The organism is Rathayibacter sp. AY1A3 (assembly GCF_002930975.1).
In the GTDB taxonomy this organism is placed as follows: Bacteria; Actinomycetota; Actinomycetes; order Actinomycetales; family Microbacteriaceae; genus Rathayibacter.
Map to the genome: position 1 here is coordinate 28,316 of NZ_PSTO01000018.1, position 21,040 is coordinate 49,355.

Below are 21,040 nucleotides of genomic sequence, written 5' to 3' on the forward strand. Positions count from 1 at the left end.
CCGCTGCGACGCTAGCAGGATCCACAACGCCGGCCCGGGAGGAGGGCCCGCCTGTTGGTGCTCTCCGCCAGCGGACGCGGCACTCGCAGGCGCGCTTCGTACGCTGGGAGTCGCAGCACTGTCGCCGTCGGAGCGGTCGCCGTGCCGCATCCGACGAGCGAGGGAGCACAGAGCATGGACAGCACGACCTTCGAGACCCTGGGGGCCGACTTCTACGGGTTCGAGGCGGCGCTCACGCCCGCCGAGAAGGAGCTGCTGGTCGGCGTCCGCGCGTTCCTCGAGGAGCAGGTGCGGCCGATCGCCGACGAGTACTGGGAGCGCGCGGAGTTCCCGCGGCAGCTGATCCCCGGGATCCACGCCACCGGCGTCATCGGCCTCTCCTGGCCCGAGACCCGCGCGATCGAGAACTCCGCCGTGTTCCGCGGCTGGGTGGCGCTCGAGCTGGGCCGGGTGGACGCGGGCATCGCGACCTACGTCGGCGTGCAGAACGGCCTGGTGATGGGCACGGTCGGCGTCGCCGGCTCCGACGAGCAGCGCGCCGAGTGGCTGCCGAAGTTCGCCTCGGGCGAGGTCGTCGGCGCCTTCGGCCTCACCGAGCCGCACTCCGGCTCCGACTCCGCCCAGGGCCTGCGCACCACCGCCCGCCGGGACGGCGACGACTGGATCCTCGAAGGCGAGAAGCGCTGGATCGGCAACGCGACCTTCAGCGACGTGACCGTGATCTGGGCGAAGGACGCGGAGGACGGCCAGGTGAAGGGCTTCCTCGTCCCCACCTCGACACCGGGCTACCGCGCCACCGCCATCGCGCGCAAGCAGAGCCTGCGCACGGTGCAGAACGCCGACATCGTGCTCGAGGGCGTCCGCGTCCCGGAGTCGCTGCGCCTGCAGGGCGCGAACTCGTTCCGCGACACCGCGAAGGTGCTCCGGCTCACCCGTGCCGAGGTCGCCTGGCAGGCCATCGGCGTCGCGATCGGCGCCTACGACGCGGCGCTGCGCTACGCGAAGGAGCGCGTGCAGTTCGGCAAGCCGCTCGTCGGGCACCAGCTGGTGCAGGACCTCCTGGTCAAGAGCATCGGCAACATCACGGCCAGCATCGCCCTGGCGACCCGCGTGTCCGAGATGCTCGACGCCGGCGAGCAGCGCGACGAGCACTCCGCCCTCGCGAAGGCCTACGCGACGGCCCGGATGCGCGAGACCGTCGCCTGGTGCCGCGAGGTGATGGGCGGCAACGGCATCGTCCTCGACTACGGCGTCGCCCGCTTCTTCGCCGACGCGGAGGCCCTCTACTCCTACGAGGGCACCCGCGAGATGAACACGCTGATCGTCGGCCGCTCGATCACCGGCACCGCCGCGTTCGTCTGAGCCTCCCGTCCAAGCCGTCCTCCCCGAGGGGACGCCCCGGCCGGGGAGCGAGCGGCGGCGCGCCCGGCACGCCGCCGCGCCGCCCCCGCTCCCTAGACTGGTCGCCATGATCCGACGCGCCGCCCCCGCCGCTCCCCGAGCGCTCGCGGTGGCGGTGCTGGCCGTGCTGCTGGCCGGCCAGTCGCTGCGGAACCTCGCCGGATGGTGGGGCTGGGGCGTCGTCGTCGCGCTGCTCCTGGGCGCCTCGATCGCCGTGCTCGTCCGCGCCCGCCCCCGCCCGCGCTGGGCCCGCACGCCGAAGTCGCTGGTCCTCTTCCTCGGGCTCGCGGTGCTCTCGCTGCTGTGGTCCGCCTATCCGGGAGCGAGCGCGATCGGAGTCACGGCGCAGCTCGCGACGACGCTCGGCGGCGTCGTCCTCGCCGTCACGCTGAGCAGCCGGGAACTGCTCACGGCTCTCGGACGGGCCCTGCGCCTCTCCGTCGGCCTCTCGCTCCTCTTCGAGCTCGTGATCGCGGTCGTCGTGCGGCAGCCCGTCCTGCCGTTCGGCGTCGAGCCTCCCGCCGACGGACCGACGCCCGACGCCTTCTACTGGTCGCAGGCAGCCCTCTTCACCGGCGAGCCCGTCCAGGGGATCGTCGGCAACCGCAACCTCCTCGGCTTCCTCGCCCTGCTCGGCCTGATCGTGATCGCGATCGAGCTGGCGGCCCACTCGGTCCGGCGCCGCTGGGGAGCGGTCTGGGTCGCCCTGTTCGTCGCGACCCTCCTGCTCACCCGCTCGGCCACCGTCCTGCTCTGCCTCGTCGCCGTCGTCCTCGCGGCCGCGTTCGCGCTCTGGGCTCGCCGGAGGGGCGAGTCCCGCCGCCGTCCCGTCTACCTGACCGCCGCGGGGCTGGCGGTGGCCGCCGTCGCCGGAGGCGCCGCGGGCTGGGGCGCCCTCCTGGGCCTGCTCGGCAAGAGCGAGGACGCCACGGGCCGCCTCGACATCTGGGACTCGGTGATCGCGCTCACGCTGCAGCGCCCGGTCCTCGGCTGGGGCTGGGTCAGCTACTGGGCTCCCTGGGCCGCCCCGTTCGACACCCTCGCCGAGCGCAAGGGCGTGCTCTACCTGCAGGCCCACGACGCCTGGCTCGACGTCGCCCTCCAGCTCGGAGCGGTCGGCCTCGTCCTCTTCGCGGCGCTCGCCGTCTCGACGCTGTGGCGCTCCTGGTTCCGCGCGGTCGACCGCCCGCGGCGCGACGCGACCTCGACCCTCCCCTACACGGCCGTCAGCCTCGCTCCGCTGCTGATCGTGGTCGCCCTCCTGGCGCAGTCGCTGTTCGAGAGCCGGATCCTGATCGAGGGAGGCTGGCTGCTCCTCGTCCTCTTCGCGGTGCAGACCAAGCGACCGGCGACCGAGACGCCCGAGGTCCTCGCCGCGACCCCGCTCCCCCTCGCTGACGCCTCCCCGAGGCGATGAGGCCCCGCCGCCCCTCGCTCCCCGCCTCCGTCGCCGACGCGACGGCGTCCCCGCAGTTCGCGGCGGCCCTCGCGCAGACCACTCTCGTCACCGTCCTCTGCGCCCCGGCGGTCCGCGGGCTCATCGGCTGGCCCGGCTACATCGCCGCCGTCGCCACGCTCACCGCCCTCGCCGCGGTCATGCTCGTCCTGCGGCGCGGGCGGCTCGACTGGGAGGGCCTGCTGCCCACGAGCATCCTGGTGTTCCTCGGCTGGATCGCGCTCAGCGTACTGTGGAGCGACTACACCTGGGCCACGGTCTCGAGCGTCGTCTACCAGTTCGCCCTGGCGTTCCTGGCGATCGCGATCGGCCTCACGCGCGACATCATCCAGATCATCCGCTCGGTCGGCGACGTGCTGCGGGTCGTGCTGATCGCCTCGCTGGCCGTGGAGGTGCTCTCGGGGGTGCTGATCGACCAGCCGCTGCGCTTCCTCGGCGTGGAGGGCCTGCTCGCGGTCGGCGGGCCGATCCAGGGACTCGTCGGCACGCGCAACCAGCTCGGGCTGGTCTGCCTGCTGGCGATCGTGACGTTCTCGGTGGAGCTGATGACCCGCTCCGTCGCCCGCGGGCCGGCCGTCGCCTCGATCGCCCTCGCCGCGGTCACCCTCCTCTTCACGCGCTCCGCCGTGAGCGCGGGCGTGCTCGCCGTGGCCGTCGTCGTCGCCCTCGCTCTGCGCTGGGTGCGCCACGGCGACGGCACCCACCGCCGTCGGCGGCAGTTCGCGGTGCTCGGCGTCGCCGCCGCGGCCTCCCTCACCGTGTGGCTCCTGCGCTACCGGGTGATCGAGCTGCTGAACGCGGGCAGCGAGTTCGAGTTCCGGCTGCGGCTCTGGCAGCAGGTCTGGCGCTTCACGGACCTCGCTCCGATCGTCGGCTGGGGCTGGGTGGGCTACTGGCGGCCCGACCTCTACCCCTTCACCGCCATCGACTACCTCTCGGGCCGCCCGCACTCGTCGAGCCTCAACGCGCTCTTCGACGTGGCCCTGCAGGTCGGCGCGGTCGGGGTGGTCCTCTTCGTCGTGCTGATCGGCCTCGCGCTCTGGCGCTCCTGGCTGATCGCCTCCGAGCGCAAGGCGGTCGTGCACGTCTGGCCGGTGCTGGTGCTGACCGTGCTGATGGTCACCGCGCTGGCCGAGAGCTCGATCCTGCTCGACGCCGGCTGGCTGCTCGTGGTGCTCTGCGCGATGCGCGCGGCCCAGGGACTGAGCTGGCGCCGGCTCCTGCACCCGCGGGACTGACCGGACTCCTCAGCGCCCGCGCCGCCGCGCCACCTGGCGGAGCACGGCGAGGTGCTCCTCCCGGCAGCGCTCCCAGCTGAAGGACCGGGCACGCTCGACGCCGAGCGGGCCGAGCTCGCCGGTCCGCTCGATCGCCTCGAGGATCCCGTCCGCGATCGAGCGCGGCTCGAGCGGATCGACGTAGACCGCGGCGTCCCCGCAGATCTCCGGGAGCGAGCCCGCGTCGGACGCGGCGACCGGGCATCCCGACGCCATCGCCTCGATGGGCGGGAGGCCGAAGCCCTCGTAGAGGCTCGGGAACGCCAGCACCGCGGCTCGGCGGTAGAGGTCGGCGAGCTCCTCCGGAGTGACGTGGCCGCGCCACTCGACGAAGTCCGGCAGCGGGCCGAGGCGGTCCAGATCCCCTCCTGTCAGCACGAGGCGGAGGGCGTGCCCCTCCTCCCGCAGCAGGCGCACCGCCTCGAACAGGCGGGCGTGGTTCTTGTGCGGCCAGGCGCGCGCCGGGTAGAAGACGAAGTCCTCGCGTGTGCCCAGATTCGCGACGAAGCGCCGGGTGTCCACGCCGAGATGCGACACGTGGATCCGCTCCTCCGGGATGCCCAGCAGCTCGACGATCCGCCCCTTGGTGAACGCGCTGATGGTGATGACCGCGTCGGCGCGGCGAGCGGTCGCCTCGTAGGCGAGCCGGCGGAAGACGCGCTCGACGCGGGGGAAGAGGTGCGGGAGGTCGCGGTGCTGCAGGTCGAACAGCATCTGCACGTGCCCCTGCCGCCGCGACGGCCACGGGAGCGGGACCGTGAACGGGAAGTAGAGCACTGCGTCCCGGCCGAGGCGCCGACGCAGGCGCGGCGTGCGCAGGAGCGCCTGGAGCATCCCCACGGCCCGGCGGCGGTGGCCCGCACCGCTGACGACCCCCTCGGCCACGACCTCGGGCACGCCCTCGCTGAAGCCGCGCGCGTTCTCGGGGACGAGCACCTGCACGGCGGGCCCCTCCTCCCCCGGCCGCGGCGCCAGGAGGCGCGTGAGCGCGCGCGCGTAGGTCTCGCCGCCGCCCATCCCGCCCGGGTCGACGGTGAGCACGGCGAGCGTGACGGGGCGGAGTTCCGGCATGGCGTCCAATCGGTCCGAAGCCCGGCCAGGATACCGGCGGGCCGCATCGCTCCCGGCGCCCGGCCGTGCCCGTGGGTAGTATGTGTCCCGCTGTCATCGACCCCGACGAATTGGACCACCACGTGCCCCGCGCTTTGATCACCGGAATCACCGGCCAGGACGGCCTCTACCTCGCCGAGCTCCTCCTCTCGAAGGGCTACGAGGTCTTCGGGCTCGTCCGCGGGCAGAACAACCCCAAGTACGAGCTGGTCCGCCGCACCGTGCCCGAGGTGACCCTGCTCACCGGCGACCTGACCGACGTGTCGAGCCTCGTGCGCGTGCTCGCCGCCGCCCAGCCCGACGAGGTCTACAACCTCGGTGCGATCTCGTTCGTCGCCTACTCGTGGGAGAACGCGTCGCTCACCACCGATGTGACCGGCAAGGGCGTGCTCAACATCCTCGAGGCGACCCGCCTCTACGCCGGCTCCGACATGTCGCGCGTGAAGTTCTACCAGGCCTCCTCCTCCGAGATGTTCGGCAAGGTCCAGCAGGTCCCGCAGAGCGAGGAGACGCTGCTCTGGCCGCGCTCGCCCTACGGAGTGGCCAAGGTCTTCGGCCACTACATGACCATCAACTACCGCGAGTCGTACGGCATGCACGCCTCCTCCGGCATCCTCTTCAACCACGAGTCGCCCCGCCGCGGCCCGGAGTTCGTCACCCGCAAGATCAGCCTCGCGGTCGCCCGCATCAAGCTCGGCCTCCAGGAGACGCTGGAGCTCGGGAACCTCGACGCGAAGCGCGACTGGGGCTTCGCCGGCGACTACGTCGACGCGATGTGGCGCATGCTGCAGCAGCCCGAGGGCGACGACTACGTGGTCGCGACCGGCGAGACCCACGAGATCCGCGAGTACCTCGACATCGCCTTCAACCACGTCGGCATCGAGGACTGGACCCCGTACGTGACCCAGAACCCCGCGTTCATGCGTCCCGCCGAGGTGGACCTGCTGATCGGCGACCCGGCGAAGGCGCGGGACGTCCTCGGCTGGGAGCCGAAGGTCTCGTTCCCCGAGCTCGTGGCGATGATGGTCGAGAACGACCTCGCCGAGCAGTCCGCGCTGATCAAGTAGTCATGCCTGCCGCTCTCGTCACCGGAGCGAGCGGTCAGGACGGGGGCTACCTCGTCGAGCGCCTGCTCGCCGACGGCTGGGAGGTCTCCGCGCTCGTGCGCGGGACCGACGACGCCGCTCTTCCCGCCGCCGTCCGCCCCTTCGAGGGCGACCTCCGCGACGCCTCCGGCCTCGGCCGTATCGTCGCGGAGGCGCAGCCGGACACGGTCTTCCACCTCGCCGGCCTCTCCTCCGTCGCGCTCTCGTGGAAGGAGCCCGTGCTCACGGCCGAGGTGACCGGCACCGCGGTCGCCGCGCTCCTGGAGGCCTCGCTGGCGCTCCAGGAGTCGGCGGGCCGGGAGGTCCGCTTCGTCCAGGCCTCGTCCTCCGAGATCTTCGGGGCCGCGACCGAGAACCCGCAGACCGAGCGGACCCCGATCCGCCCGGTCTCGCCCTACGGAGCCGCGAAGGCGTTCGCGCACCACCTCGTCGCGGTCTACCGCGGCCGCGGGCTGCACGCCTCGTCCGGCATCCTCTACAACCACGAGTCGCCGCGTCGGCCGCTCGGCTTCGTCACCCGCAAGATCACCGCCGGAGTCGCGGCGATCGCGACGGGCGCCGAGTCGGAGCTCTCGCTCGGCAATCTCGACGCGCGCCGCGACTGGGGCTGGGCCCCCGACTACGTGGACGCCCTCGTGCGCGCCTCGCGCGCCGAGGAGGCGGGCGACTACGTCGTGGCGACCGGAGTCGCGCACTCGGTCCGCGACTTCGTCCGTGCCGCCTTCACCGCGGCCGGCGTCGACGACTGGGAGCAGCGGGTCACGATCGACCCGCGGTTCGCGCGCCCCGTGGACGCACCCGAGATGCGCGGCGACTCCGCCCGGGCTCGCGAGGTGCTCGGCTGGGCGCCCACCGTCGGCTTCGAGGAGATCGTCGCCCGCATGGTCGAGAACGACCTCGAGCTGGCGCGCCGCTCCCGCTGAGCCGCGCGCACCGCGTGCAGAAGGCCCCCGCTCCTGGAGCGGGGGCCTTCTGCACGCGGTGGATCGAGGACGCCTAGGCGGTCGCGTCCGACTGCTCGGCCCGGGCCCGCTCGTCGACGCCGTCTCCCTCGACGAGGTACGACCAGACGCGGGCGGCGTACTCGTCCCAGGTGCCGCCGTCGATCGCGAGCGCCTCCGCCGAGAGCCGCGCGTGCAGCTCGTCGTCGGTCAGCAGCCGCTCGAGGGCCGCGGCGATGTCGTGGTCGTCGTGCGGATCGACGAACAGCGCGCCGCCCGAGGCGGAGACCTCGTGCATGCTGCCGAATCCGGAGGTCACGACCGGGGTGCCGACCGAGATCGACTCCACGATCGGGAGACCGTAGCCCTCGTTGATCGAGGGGAACACGGTGCACCGGGCCAGGCGGTAGGCGCTCCAGAGCAGCGCGTCGGTGATCTTGGAGAGCGAGCGGACCGGACGGCCCTGGCCCTCGAGGACCTCGAGTCGGTACTCGAACTCGGCGCTGCTCCAGGCGTTGCCGCCGATGAAGACCAGGCTGAAGCGAACGCCCCGGCGCCAGAGCAGCTCGGCGGCCTGGAGCACCGCCAGGTGGTTCTTCCGCGGCTCGTGGCTGCCGACGCAGACGACGAGCGGGAGGTCACCGGTCACCAGCGAGCGCGCGGCGGTGGCCAGCTCCTCGTCCGAGACGCTCTCCGGCTGCGAGGGCAGCAGGATCGGCCGGATGTCCGGCCCCTGCATCCCGACGCTGCCGAGCATGTGGCGCCAGCCGGAGTACTCGGTCGCGGCCGCCTCGGAGATGGTCGCGATGCGGTCCATGTGCGACACGGCGACGAGCGTGCGCGAGAAGGCGGCACTGATGCCGGTGCTCGCCGTCTCGGCGGTGGTGACAGGCACGCAGTCGAAGCCGATGGTGCCCGTGCGGTTGCCGCTGAACTCGGCCAGAGCGGAGACGCGCGACGTCCGCTCGTCCTCCACGGCGAGCTCGGGCAGGAGGTAGGTGCCCTGCCACGGGACGATCACGCGGGAGCGGTCCTCCGCGGCGTCGGGCACGTCGCCCGAGACGGCGTTCCGGCTCTGCTCCGGGGTGAGCATGACGAGCGACTCGTGGGTCGAGTCCCAGCCGGCGAGCAGGATCTCGTGGTCGCGCGTCCAGCGGACGAGGCTCTGGCGCACCACGCGCTGGATGCCCGTGGCCAGTCCCGTGCGCGCGGTGTGGTGAACGTCGACGACGACCGCGCCGACGACCACCTCGACCTCGGGGTGGTGGAAGCGGGCGAAGACCCGGTTCGAGGCGATGGTGGACGCGGCGTGGGTGAGCAGACCGGCGGTGCCGTCCAGCCGGGCCCGGCGGCGGCCGTCGACGACGTCCTCCCGGCGCGGGAGCGTGCCGCGGAGGACGGCGAGCACCAGCCAGACCTCGCGGTCGGTGGGGGCGGGCAGCAGAACGCTCAGCTGTCCCGTGAGGGCGTCGACGCTGCCCAGCGGCTCCACGGTGGGGGCCAGGGTGCGCACCAGGGTGGCGAGACGGTCGACCAGGTACTGCTTAGAGCGCACGGGGCGCCTCCTCGTGCTCGATGAGGGCCGAGGGGCCGATCAGGGCGGCCCACAGCTCCCGGGCGTAGTCGTCCCAGGTGCGCTCGGGCCGCTCGGCCGCCTCGAGGCGGAGCTCGTCGACGAGCTCCGGCGACGTCAGCAGGCGGCGCATGCCGTCGGTGATCTCCTCGTCGGACTCCGGGTCGATCAGGACGCATCCGCCGTGCTCGGCGATCTGCGCCGTGCTGCCGTAGCGCGAGGTCAGCACGGGGAGCCCGATCGACAGCGCCTCGGCGACCGGCAGGCCGTACCCCTCGTGCAGCGACGGGAACGCCAGGAACAGCGCCTCCCGGTAGCTCGCGATCAGGACGTCGTCGTCGGCTCCGCGGAGCACCTCGACCGGGCGTCCGGCGGCGACCAGCTCGCGCACGCGGGGATCGAAGACCTGGTGCGCCCACGGGTTGGCCCCGCCGATGAAGCGGACGCGGAAGCGCAGGCCCTCGCGCCAGAGGACCTCGGCGGCGTGCAGCACCGCGAGGTGGTTCTTGCGGGGCTCCTGGCTGCCGACGCAGAGCACGAGCGGCAGGCCGGACGCGCTCCGGCCCTCGGAGCGCAGGCCGTCCGGGAGCTCCACGGGCAGCGGGACCGGGACGACGGTCGGGCCGGTGAGGCCCTGAGCGGGGAGCGCTCGCACGAAGCCCTCGAACTCCAGCGCGGCCGCGGCGCTCACCGTGGCGACGCGCTCGGCGTGCTTGACCACGGAGAGGAAGTTGACGAAGCGCACCGTCTCCTCCGGCGGCACCGTGTCGGCGCTGACGACGGGGATGGCGTCGTGGCCGAGGACGACGACCTCGTTGCCGGAGTACTCGGCGAGGGCCGCGAGCGGCCCGCACTGGTTGTAGTCCGGCACCGAGGGGATGACGACGACGCTGCGGTAGGGCACGACGAACTCGATGCGCTCCGGATCGCCGTGCTCCCAGTCGCGCCGCCCGGCGGAGGACCAGTCGACGACGCGCTCGTGCTCGATCGCGCTCAGCCGCCGGAAGGACATCGATCCGTGGACCCAGGCGACCGGGACGATCTCGTGCTCGGCGTCCCAGCGGGACACGGTCTGGCGCACGACCCGCTGGACGCCGGTGTTGTGCCCGTGGCGGGCGGGGAAGTCGACGTCGATCAGGACGGCCCCGGTGACGACCTCGACGCGGGCGTCCAGATCGGCGAACCCGGTCGCGGTGCGGGAGCCGGCCTCGAGGAAGATGCGCAGCGCCGCCTCCTCGGGGGCGAGCTCGAGGGCGCGGCGGAACCAGTCGAACAGCTCGCTCGTCGGGTACGCGGCCGTGAACGACACCAGCGCGACCCAGGTCAGCTCGTCGTCCTGGCGCGAGCGGATCTCTCGGGCCACCTCGTCGAGGTACGGGCCGGGCCCGCGGGTGCGCAGCGAGGCGCGGCGCTCCTCGTCGAAGAGGAGCGCGCCGATCTGCTCCAGGCGCTGCAGCATCGCCTCCGTGCGGTGGGCGCGCGCGGCGGCCGCGCCGGCGGCCGAGACCTGCGACCGGTCGCTCATCGCGCCCGACCGGACAGGCGGCGCTTCACGAAGCGCGCGCTGTGGCCGACGGCGCCCGACAGCCCGAGCTGCTCGACGCGGATCTGGAAGGTGCGCACCAGGCGGAGCGGCTTCGTCACCCGCCAGGAGAGGGTGCGCTCGAAGCCGGAGGCGGTCACTCCGCCCACCTGGATCCGCTCGACCCACTCGTCGAAGGGGTCGTTGAGGAGCGAGTCGACCTGCGCGCGCAGGCGGGCGAGCTCCTCGTCCGGGGACTCGGGCTCGGCGAGACGGGGCTCCACCGGAACCCCGGACGTGCGCGCGGGCTCCGCTGGGACGGCTGCGGGAGCGGCGTCGCCGACGGCCGACTCGAGGCTCGGGTCGGGAGCGGGAGGAGCGTCCTCGCCCGTGCCGCCGAGGTCGGGGGCGGGGTCCCCAGCGCTCTGCGGCGCCGGGTCCAGGGGGACGTCGGAAGGCTGCGTGGGCATGGCGAACACCTCGTTCGTGTCGTTCAGTCGGCGAGCGGGAGCAAGACTACCCGCCATGCGCCGCGCACCGGCACGCCAGCCAGGGGGCTCCAGGGTGGGCCGCACGTATAATGATGCGGTCCGTCGCCCGGCGGAGGCCGAGAGCTTGGAGTTCCATGCCCAGCAAAGCTGTGGATCGCGCGCGCGCGATCGCCGACGAGCCGTTCCAGATCGCCGGCACCACGTCGGCCGTCGGCGGCGGCTCGGGCGGCTTCATCGCCTCCCTCGCCGAGATCCTGCGGCACCGCGAGCTGCTCCGCCTGCTCGTGGGGCGCGAGCTGAAGTCGCGCTACAAGGACAGCAGCCTGGGCTTCGTCTGGAGCCTCGTCCGGCCGCTGATCATGCTCCTCATCTACTACGTGGCGATCGGCCAGATCCTCGGGGCCTCTCGCGGCGTCCCGAACTTCGCGATCTTCGTCTTCTCTGGGCTCACCCTCTGGGGCCTGTTCAGCGAGATCGTGACCGCGGGCACCACGTCGATCCTCGGCAACGGCGGACTGATCAAGAAGGTGTACCTGCCGCGGGAGATCTTCCCGGTGGCGGCCATCGGCTCGGCCCTCTTCAACTTCGGTGTGCAGTTCGTCGTCCTGATCGCGGGAGCCGTCCTCACGGGCTCGCTGATCTTCGGCGTCCAGCTCCTCTACATCGTGCCCGCGCTGGCGATCGTGCTCGTGTACGGCCTCGCGCTGGCCCTGGCCCTCTCGGCCCTCAACGTCTACCTCCGCGACGTCCAGTTCCTCGTCGAGGTGGGGCTGCAGATCTTCTTCTGGCTCTCCCCCATCGTCTACGCGTGGAACTTCGTCGTCGCCGCCTCCACCGGAGCGGGCCACGGCTGGGCCGAGCAGCTCTACCTGATCAACCCGATCTCGAACGCGATCCTCGCCTTCCAGCGCGCGATCTGGGGAGACGGCTCGCGCGTCAGCATCATCGACGGCAACGAGATCGCCCCCCAGGTGTGGCCGCCGGACATGGAGCTGCGCCTTCTCATCGTCCTCGTCGTCGGGCTGGTGTTCGTGTGGATCGGCCACCGGATCTTCCGCCGCCTCGAGGGCAACTTCGCCCAGGAGATCTGATCGTGACCCTCACCAGCAAGCAGGAGTCCGTGCCCGCCTCCTCCGGCACCCCGACCGTCGTCCGTGTGCGCAACGCCTCCAAGCGCTTCGTCATCCGCAAGGACAAGTCGTTCAAGGAGCGGATCGTCAACTTCGGCCGCGGGCGCAAGCACCGCGACGAGTTCTGGGCACTCCGCGACGTCGACCTCGAGATCCCACTGGGCTCGACCGTCGGCCTCATCGGCGCGAACGGATCGGGCAAGAGCACGCTCCTCAAGCTCATCGGCGGCATCGTGCAGCCGACGACCGGCACCGTGGAGCGCCGCGGACGCCTCGCCGCGCTCCTCGAGCTCGGAGCGGGCTTCCACCCCGACCTCACCGGGCGCGAGAACGTCTACCTCAACGGCGCGATCCTCGGACTCTCGCGCAGCGAGCTGGACAGCAAGTTCGACTCGATCGTCGACTTCTCCGAGATCGCCGAGTTCATCGACACCCAGGTCAAGTTCTACTCGTCGGGCATGTACGTGCGGCTCGCCTTCGCTATCGCGATCCACACCGATCCCGACCTGCTGCTGGTCGACGAGGTGCTCGCCGTCGGCGACGAGCCGTTCCAGCGCAAGTGCATGGACCGCATCCGCGCCTTCCAGCGCGCGGGGAAGACCATCGTGCTGGTCACCCACTCGCTCGAGCAGGTCGGCGAGCTCTGCGACCGCACCATCGTCCTCGAGAAGGGCACCGTCGTCTTCGACGGCGAGACCTCCGAGGGACTCCAGGTCCTCCGCGAGAGCTTCGAGGACCGTCGGGCCGCCCGCCAGGAGCGCGAGGCCGAGGCCGCCGAGGCCGCGGACGAGCCCGCCCCCCAGCTCATCGAGATCCTGGGCTGCCGACTGCGCGGCGGATCGATCGAGCACGGCGGCACGGTCGTCCGCAGCGGCGAGACCCTCGAGTTCGACGTCACGGTGCGCACCAGCCGCCCGGTCGACGACTGGAACATCGGCATGGGCATCGACACCCCCCTCGGCCAGCGCGTCTTCGGGACGAACACCGAGCGCATCGGCACGCCGCTGAGCGCGGTCGACGGAGAGATGACGGTCACGTTCACCCTCCCCGACCTGCACCTCGGCGCCGGCAACTACGCCGTGCACGCCTCCTCGGCCACCTTCTCGCAGGGCGAGACCATGCGGATCCCGGTCGCCGCGACCTTCACGGTCGAGCGGGCCTCCGTGCACGACGGCGTCGTCGACATCGACTCCACCGTCCGCCTCAGCAGGCCGTGACCGCGCGGCGCCGCCGCCTCCTGGTCGACGCGACCGCCCTCGCGGCGCCGCGCCTGACCGGGGTCGGCCGCGTCCTGCTCGGTTTGCTGCACGCGCTGGACACCGACGCGACCGCCGCAGAGGTCGAGGTGCTCCTCGTCGTGCCGGCGAGCGAGGCGGGCTCGCTCGGGCGCTTCGGCTTCCGTACGCTGCGCGTCCGACCGGTGCCGCTGCCCCGGCCGGTGTGGAGCGCACTGACCCGAGTGCCCGCGCCGGGGATCGACCTCCTGCTCGGCCGTGGCGCCTACTTCTTCCCGAACTTCCGGAGCTGGCCGCTCGCCCGCTCCCGCTCGCTCACCTTCGTGCACGACGTCTGCTTCGCTGTGATGCCCGAGCTCGTTCCGCGCGAGCGCCGAGAGCTGCTGTCGCGGTCCGTGCCCCGGTGGATCCGGCGCAGCGACCTTGTCCTGACCGGCACCCCGTCCTCCGCGGCCGAGGTCGAGAGCGCTCTGGGCGTCGATCCGGCGCGCGTCCGCGTGCTGCCGACCACGATCGACGCCGACCTCTTCCATGCCCGCGGCGAGGAGGAGGTACGGCGGGTCCGCGCGGAGCACGGGCTCGGGTCCTACCTGCTCTTCGTCGGATCGATCGAGCGCCGCAAGAACCTCGTCACCCTGGTGGACGCGTACCGGCAGGCCGAGCGGCCGGAGGACCACACCCTGCTCCTGGTCGGCGGGGACGGCTGGGACAACGAGGACGTCCACTCCGCCGTCGCCCGCGCGGTGGCCGCAGGAGCCGACGTGCGCTTCGCCTCCTCCTACGTCGCCGACGAGGATCTGCCGGCCCTGCTCACGGGGGCCGACGCCGTCGCCATGCCCTCCTGGCACGAGGGCTTCGGCCTGCCCGCCCTCGAGGCCGTCGCCTGCGGCACTCCGGTGCTCGCGGCAGACATCCCCGGCCTCCGCGACGCGCTCGCCGGGCGGGAGTCCGCCGCCGTCTTCATCGACCCGGCGGACCGCACCGGGTGGTCGGCCGCGATCGGAGAGGCGCTGCGCCGTCCCCGGCGACTCGCACCGGAGCCCATCCCGGGGTGGGATCGCACCGCTCGGCGCCTGCTCGAGCTGGCCTTCGACGACCGCTGATCAGCGCCGGGTCGTGAACAGCAGCCAGCGCCCGGAGGCGGAGGCGACCTCGGGCTCGACGTCCCCCGTCGCCGCCTCGACGTAGGCCCGCCAGCCGTCGGGGTCGTCGGTGTAGCCGGCGGTGTCCACGTAGACGGCGCAGGCGCCGCTGCCCGCCACGGCGTCGGCGAACTCCGCGGGGTCGTCGACGTCGCCCCAGACGTCCCAGCCGTAGGTGCCCTCCACCGCCCCGTAGCTCCAGCGGAGGCGTCCCTCCTCGGTCGCGAGGTAGGGCAGCGCCTCGTCGTAGTCGGAGAGCGCTCCGATCCGCCCGCTGTCGGGGAAGCTCTTCAGGGGGAGCTCCACCACACCGCAGCCGTCGTCCAGCTGCGCGTCGGCCTCCGACACGAACGAGCGCATCTCGGAGTCGTCGGTCGGAGCGATCGGCACCGCGGCCGATACTCCGGCCAGCTGATCGACCACGGCGACGGCGGCGAGCAGCGCCGCCACGAGGATCCGGACACCGCCACGGGCCGTGATCCGATCGAGCAGGAGCGCGAGCACGCCGAGGACGAGGACCGCGATGACGATCGACATCCGCGCCCACGCACGGATCGTCGGCCCCGCCACCAGCGAGACCACGACGCCCAGGCCCGTCACCGTGTAGAAGAGGAGCGCGGCCAGTGTCGCCACGGCGAGGACGCGCACGCGGGCGTCCGAGAAGAACCGGCCGACCGCGGTCGCACGGAGCGCCCGTCCGCCGCCGAGCGCGGTGATCGGAAGCGCCACGAGCGTAATCAGGAGCGCGACGCTGGCGAGGATCGAGAACCCGGGCGGCTCCGTCGTCGGCGCCACGCCGGACTGGCCCGCGTAGGTGTTCAGCAGGCCGTACCCCTGCGGCAGCCCGGTTCCCGACCAGGGCAGGCCCAGCAGCACGAGCTTGCCGGCGTAGGCCTCCGACTCCCCCACGGTCCGCGACGTGAAGTACGGGCTGTAGCGCTCCCCGAAGTCGAGCGAGAGCAGCAGCAGCGAGAGCCCGACGAACACGCCGAGCGCGAGGATCGGCACCGACGAGACAGCGAGCACGCGCAGCCGCTCGCGGGAGAGGAGCCCGGCGGCCGTGCTCACCGCCCAGGTCGCTCCGAGGACCAGGACCGCGAAGACGTAGTAGTAGCCGCCCGTGCTCGCCACCAGGAGCCCGAGCACGACTCCCGGGACGACGGAGCGCAGCACGCGGCTCCTCCGTGTCGCGCCCCGCTCGGCCCAGGCGCGGAGAGGATCGGTGCGCGGTCCGGCGACCATCAGCACCATCACGCCCAGGAGCGGGATCGCCCAGTAGTTGGCGAGGAACGCGTGGCCGAATCCGATCCGGAGGAAGTGGTACGGCAGCAGCGACAGCAGGACCGCGGAGAACGCCGCGACCCAGGGCCGCGTGCGGAGGGCGCGGAAGAACCCGTAGCCGGTGACGGCGACCGTCGCGAACGTGCCCAGGTAGAAGACGTTCAGGAGGGTCGTCCCGTCGCGCACCACGAGGGCCAGGACCGAGACGGCGAGGGCGGAGGCGACGTCGAACTGCGCGCTGAAGAAGGCGTTGAAGCCGTCGGGGAAGCCGAGCGCCGCGTTGCCGTCGAAGGGGAACGCCTGTGTGGCGCTGGTGAAGAGCGTGTAGTGCAGGATCTGGTCGTCGCCGCCCACGGTCCAGCGGGCCGTCAGGTCCTGCGGCCCGATCCCGAGCGCGAGCACGGCGGCGACGACCGAGACGAGGGCGGCGACGAGGGCCCACCCGAGCTCGACGAGCGTCCGGCGCCGCCGACTCGCCGTCCGCGGGCCGCGCACGTCAGTAGCCGCGCTCACGGCGCTGCTCCTCCACGCTGGTCTGGACGATCCGGTTCAGCTCGGTCTCGCCGTCGGTGCCCGCGTAGTCGTAGATGTCGAACCCCCCGCAGGCGACGATATCGGAGGGAGCGCCGAGCGTCCCGCGCGCGAGCCCCGCCCAGTCGGGAGAGCGGTCGGCCAGCACGAAGCTGTACTGCCGGTCGCGGTAGTCGCTCAGATTGTTCATCCACAGCTGCACCGTGAAGTCGAAGTTGACCTGCTGGACGTGCAGCGAGGCCGGCCCGTAGAGGTCCAGGGGCCGCGTCGACCAGAACGAGCCGACGCCCGCGAGCTCGCGGCCGTCGATCCAGCGCTCCAGGCAGTCGGCGTCCGGGTCCGATCGCGCCTCGGCCGCCGCCGAGGCGACCGCCGTTGTGGCCGGCACGGCGGCCACGACGAGGCCTGCCGCAGCCAGCGGGGCGACGACGCGGACGACCGGCGCCAGCCGCGCGCCCGCAGCACGCCGGTGCGCCGCCGCGGCGCCGATCAGGGCGATCACGACCACGGTCGCGGTCACCGGGATCGGCATCAGGTAGCGGCTGACCGAGCTGCCGGTGAAGACCTGCACCACCAGGAGCACCGCCGTCTGCGTCGGCAGGAACGCGCACACCGCGAAGCGCGCACGGGCCGCCTCATCGAGGGCGGCTCCCCGCGCCAGGCGGGCGACACCGGCCACGACGACGGCGAGGGCCGCCAGCAGCAGCAGACCCAGCAGCGCCACCTCGAGCTTGCCGATCAGCGGCGCCTTCAGCACCAGGAACTGCACGATCAGGTCGTCCAGGGCCGTCCCGGCGAGCGGCAGCCGGAGGTACCCGCCGGCGTCGGTCCCGATCAGGAAGCCGAGCGGGACCCGCAGCGCGGCTCCGAGCGCGGCGGCCCCGAGGACCGTGCCCGCGACGATCAGCACCGCTCGGGGAGCAGCGAGAGCGAGCACCAGCAGCACGACGAGGACCACCAGCAGGGGGCCGACGAACTGCACGAGGAGGAGCGGATCGGAGAGGGTCGTCGCGGCGACGGCCGCTCCGACCAGGAGCAGCGGACGCGCGGCCGGACGGCGCTCGCGCAGCGCGCCCAGGGCGACGGCGAGCCCGGCGAGGCCTGTGAGCACCGCGCCGTAGTAGTAGGTCGTGAGGAGGAAGGTGGTCGCCAGGGCCCCCTCGTTGTTGAGCGCGCGGCCCTCCGTCAGGCAGAGCACCAGCAGCACGGCGATGCCGGCGAGCGCGGCGGCGGGCCGCAGCCGGCGGTGCCGGTCCGCGACGAGCCGTCGCGCGAGCATCCGGAGCACGCCGTAGAGGAGGACGACGTTGAGCACGGCGTTGACCGCGAGCGCCGCCGCGGGATCGCCACCGGTCAGCAGCCACGCGACGCCGAAGACGGGGAGCTCGGGGAAGAGGAAGAGCTGGCTCGTCATCACCCACGCCGCGGGGCGGCCCTCGGCGAAGGACTGCAGGATCAGCGGCAGCGCCAGCGAGTCGCCATCACGGAAGAGCAGCGGCCGCCACGGCGTGCCGAGCATGAACCCGAGCACGAGCAGGGTCCCGCTGACGACGACGGCGAGGGCGGCGAGCTCGAGGAGGGCCCTCCGGGTCCGAGGGGATCCCGTCGGACCCGCCGTCACCGGTGCTTCCCGCCGAACCGGATGGCCAGGACGAGCAGGAGGTTCTTCAGGAGGGTGTCGCTCGGGATCTTGGAGTTGCCGACCGTGCGGTCGAGGAAGACGATCGGGATCTCCTTCACTCCGCGGGCCCGGCGCAGCGCCCGGTACTTGAGCACGATCTGGAAGCCGTAGCCGGCTGCGCGGATCGTCTCGAGGTGGAGGGTGCGCAGGAGGTCCGCGCTGAAGAGGTTGAAGCCGCCGGTCCAGTCGGTGATCTTCGAGCCGAGGAAGAGGCGCGTGTAGAGGTTGCCGCCACCGCTCAGCAGCTTGCGGTCGAGCGTCCAGTCGGGAGTGCCCCCGCCGGCGATGTAGCGGGAGGCGACCACGAAGTCGGCGCCCGCGCGCACCTCGCGGAGGAAGGCGTCGATGTAGTCCGGGTCGTGCGAGAGGTCGGCGTCCATCTGCAGCAGGTAGTCGTAGCGGCGCTCGGCCGCGAGGAGGTGCTGGAAGGCCCAGATGTACGCCGCGCCGAGCCCCTCCTTCTTCTCGCGCGAGAGCACGAGGACCTCGAAGGTGTCGGACCCGAGCTCGACCGCGAGCTCGCGCGCGCGGTCCGCGGTGCCGTCGGGGGAGCTGTCGTCGATGACGGCGACGGTCACGTGGAAGTCGGGGTTGCGGGACGCCGCGAGCGCGACCCGCGGCAGCGCCGTCGCGATGTTCGCGACTTCGTTGTAGGTGGGGACGACGACGGCGAGGGAGCGCATGAGGCGGGGAGGATCCGTTCTTCCGGTGCACCGGCTGACCGGTGAGAGCCCTGCGAGTATAACGAGGCGGTGCTCGCGAGCCTCCGAGCGCGCCCCGCGGCCCGCCGCCCCGTCCGCGCACTCTCTCAGGAACATGGCACCGGCTGTTCGACCGCCCGGCAGGGGTCCGCGGTTACGATGGACGACAGTGCACGGCGGTTCACCCCTTGTTCGCCTGCCCCGATGGACGCCCGTCGGAGCCCGACGGTCGGGCATCGACGCCAGAGGGGGACGGGAAAGAGCACCGCAGATGAAGAGACTCCTCGAATCGCAGAAGGTCCGCTTCCTCATCGCGGGCTGCACCAACACGGCGATCGACTTCCTCATCCTCAACACGCTCGTGCTCCTGCTCGGTCTGCCGACCCTCGTCGCCAACGTCTTCTCCGTCCTGGTCGGCATCACGATCTCGTACGCGCTGAACCACTTCTTCGTCTTCCGCCACCCGGGCAGGGTCTCGGTCGCCACGTTCGCGAAGTTCTTCCTCGTCACCGGGTTCAGCTCGCTGGTCCTGCAGTCGGCGATCATCTACGGCTTCGAGGTCTTCTTCGACACCCGCTTCGGCAACTCGCTGCTCTTCCTCCCCAGCTCCGGCGAGAACGCCTTCCTCGCGATCAACATCGCCAAGGCCGTCGCGGTCCTCGTGGGACTGGTGTGGAACTTCTGCATGTACAAGTTCGTCGTCTTCCGCCGTCCGGCGCACGATGCGCTGCCCGCGATCGAGACGGTCTCCCCCGCCGCCGTGGCCGTCAGCACCGAGCCCGTCGACATCGTCCGCTGAGGGCCGCAGGCTCCCGGGCACCGCTCGACCCGCGTGCTAGCCTCGTCGAGTTCTTCCGACGGGGCACTCCTCCCGTCGACGCCGCACCACCCGGAGGCTCCCATCGCCCGCTCGACGTTGCCCATCGCGGTCGTCGTCGTCACCCACTTCTCGGGTGAGGTCCTCCGCGCGTGCCTCGAGTCCGTGCCGGAGGCGACGGAGCACGACGTGCGCATCGTGGTGGTCGACAACCTGACCACGGACGACTCCGTCCGCAGCGTCGTCGAGCGCCTGCCGCAGGTCGAGTTCCACGAGACCGGGCAGAACCTCGGCTACGGCCGGGCCGTCAACTACGCGGTCGACCGCCTCGGGCCCGATGTCGAGTGGATCCTGGTGACCAACCCGGACACGGTCTTCCTCCCCGGCTCGATCGACGCCCTCTACGCCGCCGCGACGGCGGACGACCGGATCGGCTCGATCGGGCCCCGGATCCTCGACTCCGACGGCACGATCTACCCCTCCGCCCGCGCTCTGCCCTCGCTCGGCACGGGCGTCGGGCACGCCGTCTTCGCCCACGTCTGGCCCGGCAACCCGTGGTCGGCGACCTACCGGCGCTCGCGCGCGGTCGAGACCCTCCGCCACGGCCGGATGGAGGCGGGCTGGCTCTCCGGCGCCTGCGTGATGGTGCGCCGCACGGCCTTCGAGGAGATCGGCGGGTTCGACGACCGCTACTTCATGTACTTCGAGGACGTCCAGCTGGGCGACTCGCTCGGACAGCGCGGCTGGACCAACGTCTACCTCGCCGACGCGGTCGTCTCCCACCTCGGCGGGCACTCCACCCGCCTGGCCTCGGCGCGGATGCTCGCGGTCCACCACCGCAGCGCCTACCTCTACCTCGCGCAGAAGTACGGGGCCTGGTACCAGGCGCCGATCCGTGCGGCGGTGCGCGCCGGGCTGGGCGCCCGAGTCGCGCTGATGCGCCTGCGCTCGAAGAGCTGATCCGGTCCGGTCGGGCGTGCCGCCTGGCCGGCGCCGGGCGGCCCGTCCGCCGGATCGGCGGTCAGGACGCGGAGTCGAGCTCCGTGTAGAAGGCCCGCGCCTCGTCCCAGGTCGGCAGCAGGCCCTGCGCCTGGGCCTCGGCCAGCGTCGGTGCGTCGGTGTCCTTCGGCGAGAGGAGCAGCTCGCCGGCCTCCTCCGGGAAGCGCAGGCCGATCTGCTCGTCGAGCGGGTCGATACCCTTCTCCCGCACCGGGTCGAAGGTGGCGTTCACGAGGTACGAGACCACGGCGCCCTCGGTCAGCGCCACGAAGGCGTGCGCGACCCCCTCGGCGATGTAGACGGAGCGGCGGTCGACGTCGTCGAGCAGGATCGACTCCCAGCGCCCGAAGGTCGGCGACCCGACGCGCACGTCGATCACGTAGTCGAGGACCGCGCCGGAGAAGCACGAGACGTACTTGGCCTGCGACGGCGGGATCTGCGCGAAGTGGATGCCGCGGACGGTGCCGCGCCGCGAGACGGAGGTGTTGCCCTGCCGCAGCGAGAGCGGGTGCCCGACCTTCTCGGCCAGGCGGTCGAAGCGGTAGAACTCGTAGAAGACCCCGCGATCGTCGGGGAACTGGCGCGGAGTCACTTCGTAGACGTCGGGGATGTCGAGCTCTCGGATCTGCACGGTCGCCAGTGTAAC

General features: G+C 72.4%; 18 protein-coding genes. 10 read left to right on the forward strand and 8 right to left on the reverse strand.

The window, feature by feature from the left end; genetic code table 11:
- Positions 1-174: 174 nt before the first annotated feature.
- The 3 genes from C5C10_RS10115 to C5C10_RS10125 all read left to right on the forward strand — a co-directional run bounded on the left by C5C10_RS10115 (position 175) and on the right by C5C10_RS10125 (position 4,095).
- The gene (locus tag C5C10_RS10115; protein WP_104329161.1) at positions 175-1,362 is read left to right on the forward strand and encodes an acyl-CoA dehydrogenase family protein; all 1,188 of its coding nucleotides are present in this window, start codon (positions 175-177) and stop codon (positions 1,360-1,362) included.
- 106 nt (positions 1,363-1,468) lie between these two features.
- A complete protein-coding gene (locus C5C10_RS10120; protein WP_104283357.1) occupies positions 1,469-2,818 on the forward strand; it encodes an O-antigen ligase in 1,350 nt (449 codons plus the stop codon).
- Positions 2,815-4,095, forward strand: a complete 1,281-nt coding sequence (locus C5C10_RS10125) for an O-antigen ligase (protein ID WP_104325375.1) — start codon at positions 2,815-2,817, stop codon at positions 4,093-4,095. Before C5C10_RS10120 ends, C5C10_RS10125 begins: the two co-directional genes overlap by 4 nt.
- A 9-nt stretch (positions 4,096-4,104) precedes the next feature.
- Here the strand turns inward: C5C10_RS10125 and C5C10_RS10130 are convergent, their stop codons facing one another.
- The gene (locus tag C5C10_RS10130) at positions 4,105-5,205 is read right to left on the reverse strand and encodes a glycosyltransferase family 1 protein (protein WP_104246673.1); all 1,101 of its coding nucleotides are present in this window, start codon (positions 5,203-5,205) and stop codon (positions 4,105-4,107) included.
- Positions 5,206-5,327: 122 nt separating this feature from the next.
- Between C5C10_RS10130 and C5C10_RS10135 the strand changes: the two genes are divergently transcribed.
- Positions 5,328-6,311: a GDP-mannose 4,6-dehydratase gene (locus tag C5C10_RS10135; protein WP_104275317.1), complete on the forward strand. Its 984-nt coding sequence runs from the start codon at positions 5,328-5,330 to the stop codon at positions 6,309-6,311.
- Between the two features lie 2 nt (positions 6,312-6,313).
- Complete coding sequence (locus tag C5C10_RS10140) at positions 6,314-7,273, forward strand: GDP-mannose 4,6-dehydratase (protein ID WP_104329162.1); 960 nt, start codon at positions 6,314-6,316, stop codon at positions 7,271-7,273.
- Positions 7,274-7,346: 73 nt separating this feature from the next.
- Here the strand turns inward: C5C10_RS10140 and C5C10_RS10145 are convergent, their stop codons facing one another.
- Genes C5C10_RS10145 through C5C10_RS10155 form a run of 3 tightly spaced genes read right to left on the reverse strand, consistent with a single transcriptional unit; the run spans position 7,347 to position 10,856 of the window.
- Positions 7,347-8,846 carry a glycosyltransferase family 1 protein gene (locus C5C10_RS10145; protein WP_104232815.1) on the reverse strand — a complete coding sequence of 500 codons (1,500 nt, stop codon included), beginning with the start codon at positions 8,844-8,846 and terminating at the stop codon, positions 7,347-7,349.
- The gene (locus tag C5C10_RS10150) at positions 8,836-10,389 is read right to left on the reverse strand and encodes a glycosyltransferase (RefSeq protein ID WP_104232816.1); all 1,554 of its coding nucleotides are present in this window, start codon (positions 10,387-10,389) and stop codon (positions 8,836-8,838) included. Before C5C10_RS10150 ends, C5C10_RS10145 begins: the two co-directional genes overlap by 11 nt.
- On the reverse strand, positions 10,386-10,856 hold the full coding sequence (locus C5C10_RS10155) for a hypothetical protein (RefSeq protein WP_146082152.1): 471 nt from the start codon (positions 10,854-10,856) through the stop codon (positions 10,386-10,388). Before C5C10_RS10155 ends, C5C10_RS10150 begins: the two co-directional genes overlap by 4 nt.
- Before the next feature lie 155 nt (positions 10,857-11,011).
- Between C5C10_RS10155 and C5C10_RS10160 the strand changes: the two genes are divergently transcribed.
- From C5C10_RS10160 to C5C10_RS10170, 3 genes are read left to right on the forward strand one after another with little or no spacing between them, the layout of a single operon-like run.
- Complete coding sequence (locus tag C5C10_RS10160) at positions 11,012-11,968, forward strand: ABC transporter permease (protein WP_104329164.1); 957 nt, start codon at positions 11,012-11,014, stop codon at positions 11,966-11,968.
- Positions 11,969-11,970: 2 nt separating this feature from the next.
- Positions 11,971-13,224, forward strand: a complete 1,254-nt coding sequence (locus C5C10_RS10165) for an ABC transporter ATP-binding protein (protein ID WP_244229465.1) — start codon at positions 11,971-11,973, stop codon at positions 13,222-13,224.
- Positions 13,221-14,345: a glycosyltransferase family 1 protein gene (locus C5C10_RS10170; protein WP_104329165.1), complete on the forward strand. Its 1,125-nt coding sequence runs from the start codon at positions 13,221-13,223 to the stop codon at positions 14,343-14,345. The genes C5C10_RS10165 and C5C10_RS10170 overlap by 4 nt, the downstream gene beginning before the upstream one ends.
- On the opposite strand, the gene C5C10_RS10175 is transcribed toward C5C10_RS10170, so the two are convergent.
- The 3 genes from C5C10_RS10175 to C5C10_RS10185 are packed head-to-tail and all read right to left on the reverse strand — an operon-like array spanning position 14,346 to position 18,560.
- Positions 14,346-16,178 (reverse strand): hypothetical protein, encoded by a 1,833-nt coding sequence (locus C5C10_RS10175; protein WP_146082153.1) that lies wholly within the window; start codon positions 16,176-16,178, stop codon positions 14,346-14,348. It lies immediately after the preceding gene.
- A complete protein-coding gene (locus C5C10_RS10180; RefSeq protein WP_104329167.1) occupies positions 16,162-17,817 on the reverse strand; it encodes a hypothetical protein in 1,656 nt (551 codons plus the stop codon). The genes C5C10_RS10175 and C5C10_RS10180 overlap by 17 nt, the downstream gene beginning before the upstream one ends.
- Positions 17,814-18,560: a polyprenol monophosphomannose synthase gene (locus C5C10_RS10185; RefSeq protein ID WP_104329168.1), complete on the reverse strand. Its 747-nt coding sequence runs from the start codon at positions 18,558-18,560 to the stop codon at positions 17,814-17,816. Before C5C10_RS10185 ends, C5C10_RS10180 begins: the two co-directional genes overlap by 4 nt.
- Positions 18,561-18,849: 289 nt before the next feature.
- Between C5C10_RS10185 and C5C10_RS10190 the strand changes: the two genes are divergently transcribed.
- Both C5C10_RS10190 and C5C10_RS10195 read left to right on the forward strand, forming a co-directional pair.
- The gene (locus C5C10_RS10190; RefSeq protein ID WP_104223158.1) at positions 18,850-19,377 is read left to right on the forward strand and encodes a GtrA family protein; all 528 of its coding nucleotides are present in this window, start codon (positions 18,850-18,852) and stop codon (positions 19,375-19,377) included.
- Between the two features lie 117 nt (positions 19,378-19,494).
- The gene (locus C5C10_RS10195) at positions 19,495-20,355 is read left to right on the forward strand and encodes a glycosyltransferase family 2 protein (protein WP_244230604.1); all 861 of its coding nucleotides are present in this window, start codon (positions 19,495-19,497) and stop codon (positions 20,353-20,355) included.
- Positions 20,356-20,416: 61 nt separating this feature from the next.
- On the opposite strand, the gene C5C10_RS10200 is transcribed toward C5C10_RS10195, so the two are convergent.
- Positions 20,417-21,025: a dTDP-4-dehydrorhamnose 3,5-epimerase family protein gene (locus C5C10_RS10200; protein ID WP_104329169.1), complete on the reverse strand. Its 609-nt coding sequence runs from the start codon at positions 21,023-21,025 to the stop codon at positions 20,417-20,419.
- Positions 21,026-21,040 lie beyond the last annotated feature (15 nt).

What these genes read in the sequence shown, in the direction of transcription:
- C5C10_RS10160 (WP_104329164.1), top strand. Translation starts at nt 11,012, where the DNA reads ATGCCCAGCAAAGCTGTGGATCGCGCGCGCGCGATCGCCGACGAGCCG.
- C5C10_RS10155 (WP_146082152.1), bottom strand. Translation starts at nt 10,856, where the DNA reads ATGCCCACGCAGCCTTCCGACGTCCCCCTGGACCCGGCGCCGCAGAGC.
- C5C10_RS10190 (WP_104223158.1), top strand. Translation starts at nt 18,850, where the DNA reads ATGAAGAGACTCCTCGAATCGCAGAAGGTCCGCTTCCTCATCGCGGGC.
- C5C10_RS10150 (WP_104232816.1), bottom strand. Translation starts at nt 10,389, where the DNA reads ATGAGCGACCGGTCGCAGGTCTCGGCCGCCGGCGCGGCCGCCGCGCGC.
- C5C10_RS10115 (WP_104329161.1), top strand. Translation starts at nt 175, where the DNA reads ATGGACAGCACGACCTTCGAGACCCTGGGGGCCGACTTCTACGGGTTC.
- C5C10_RS10130 (WP_104246673.1), bottom strand. Translation starts at nt 5,205, where the DNA reads ATGCCGGAACTCCGCCCCGTCACGCTCGCCGTGCTCACCGTCGACCCG.
- C5C10_RS10140 (WP_104329162.1), top strand. Translation starts at nt 6,314, where the DNA reads ATGCCTGCCGCTCTCGTCACCGGAGCGAGCGGTCAGGACGGGGGCTAC.
- C5C10_RS10185 (WP_104329168.1), bottom strand. Translation starts at nt 18,560, where the DNA reads ATGCGCTCCCTCGCCGTCGTCGTCCCCACCTACAACGAAGTCGCGAAC.
- C5C10_RS10120 (WP_104283357.1), top strand. Translation starts at nt 1,469, where the DNA reads ATGATCCGACGCGCCGCCCCCGCCGCTCCCCGAGCGCTCGCGGTGGCG.
- C5C10_RS10125 (WP_104325375.1), top strand. Translation starts at nt 2,815, where the DNA reads ATGAGGCCCCGCCGCCCCTCGCTCCCCGCCTCCGTCGCCGACGCGACG.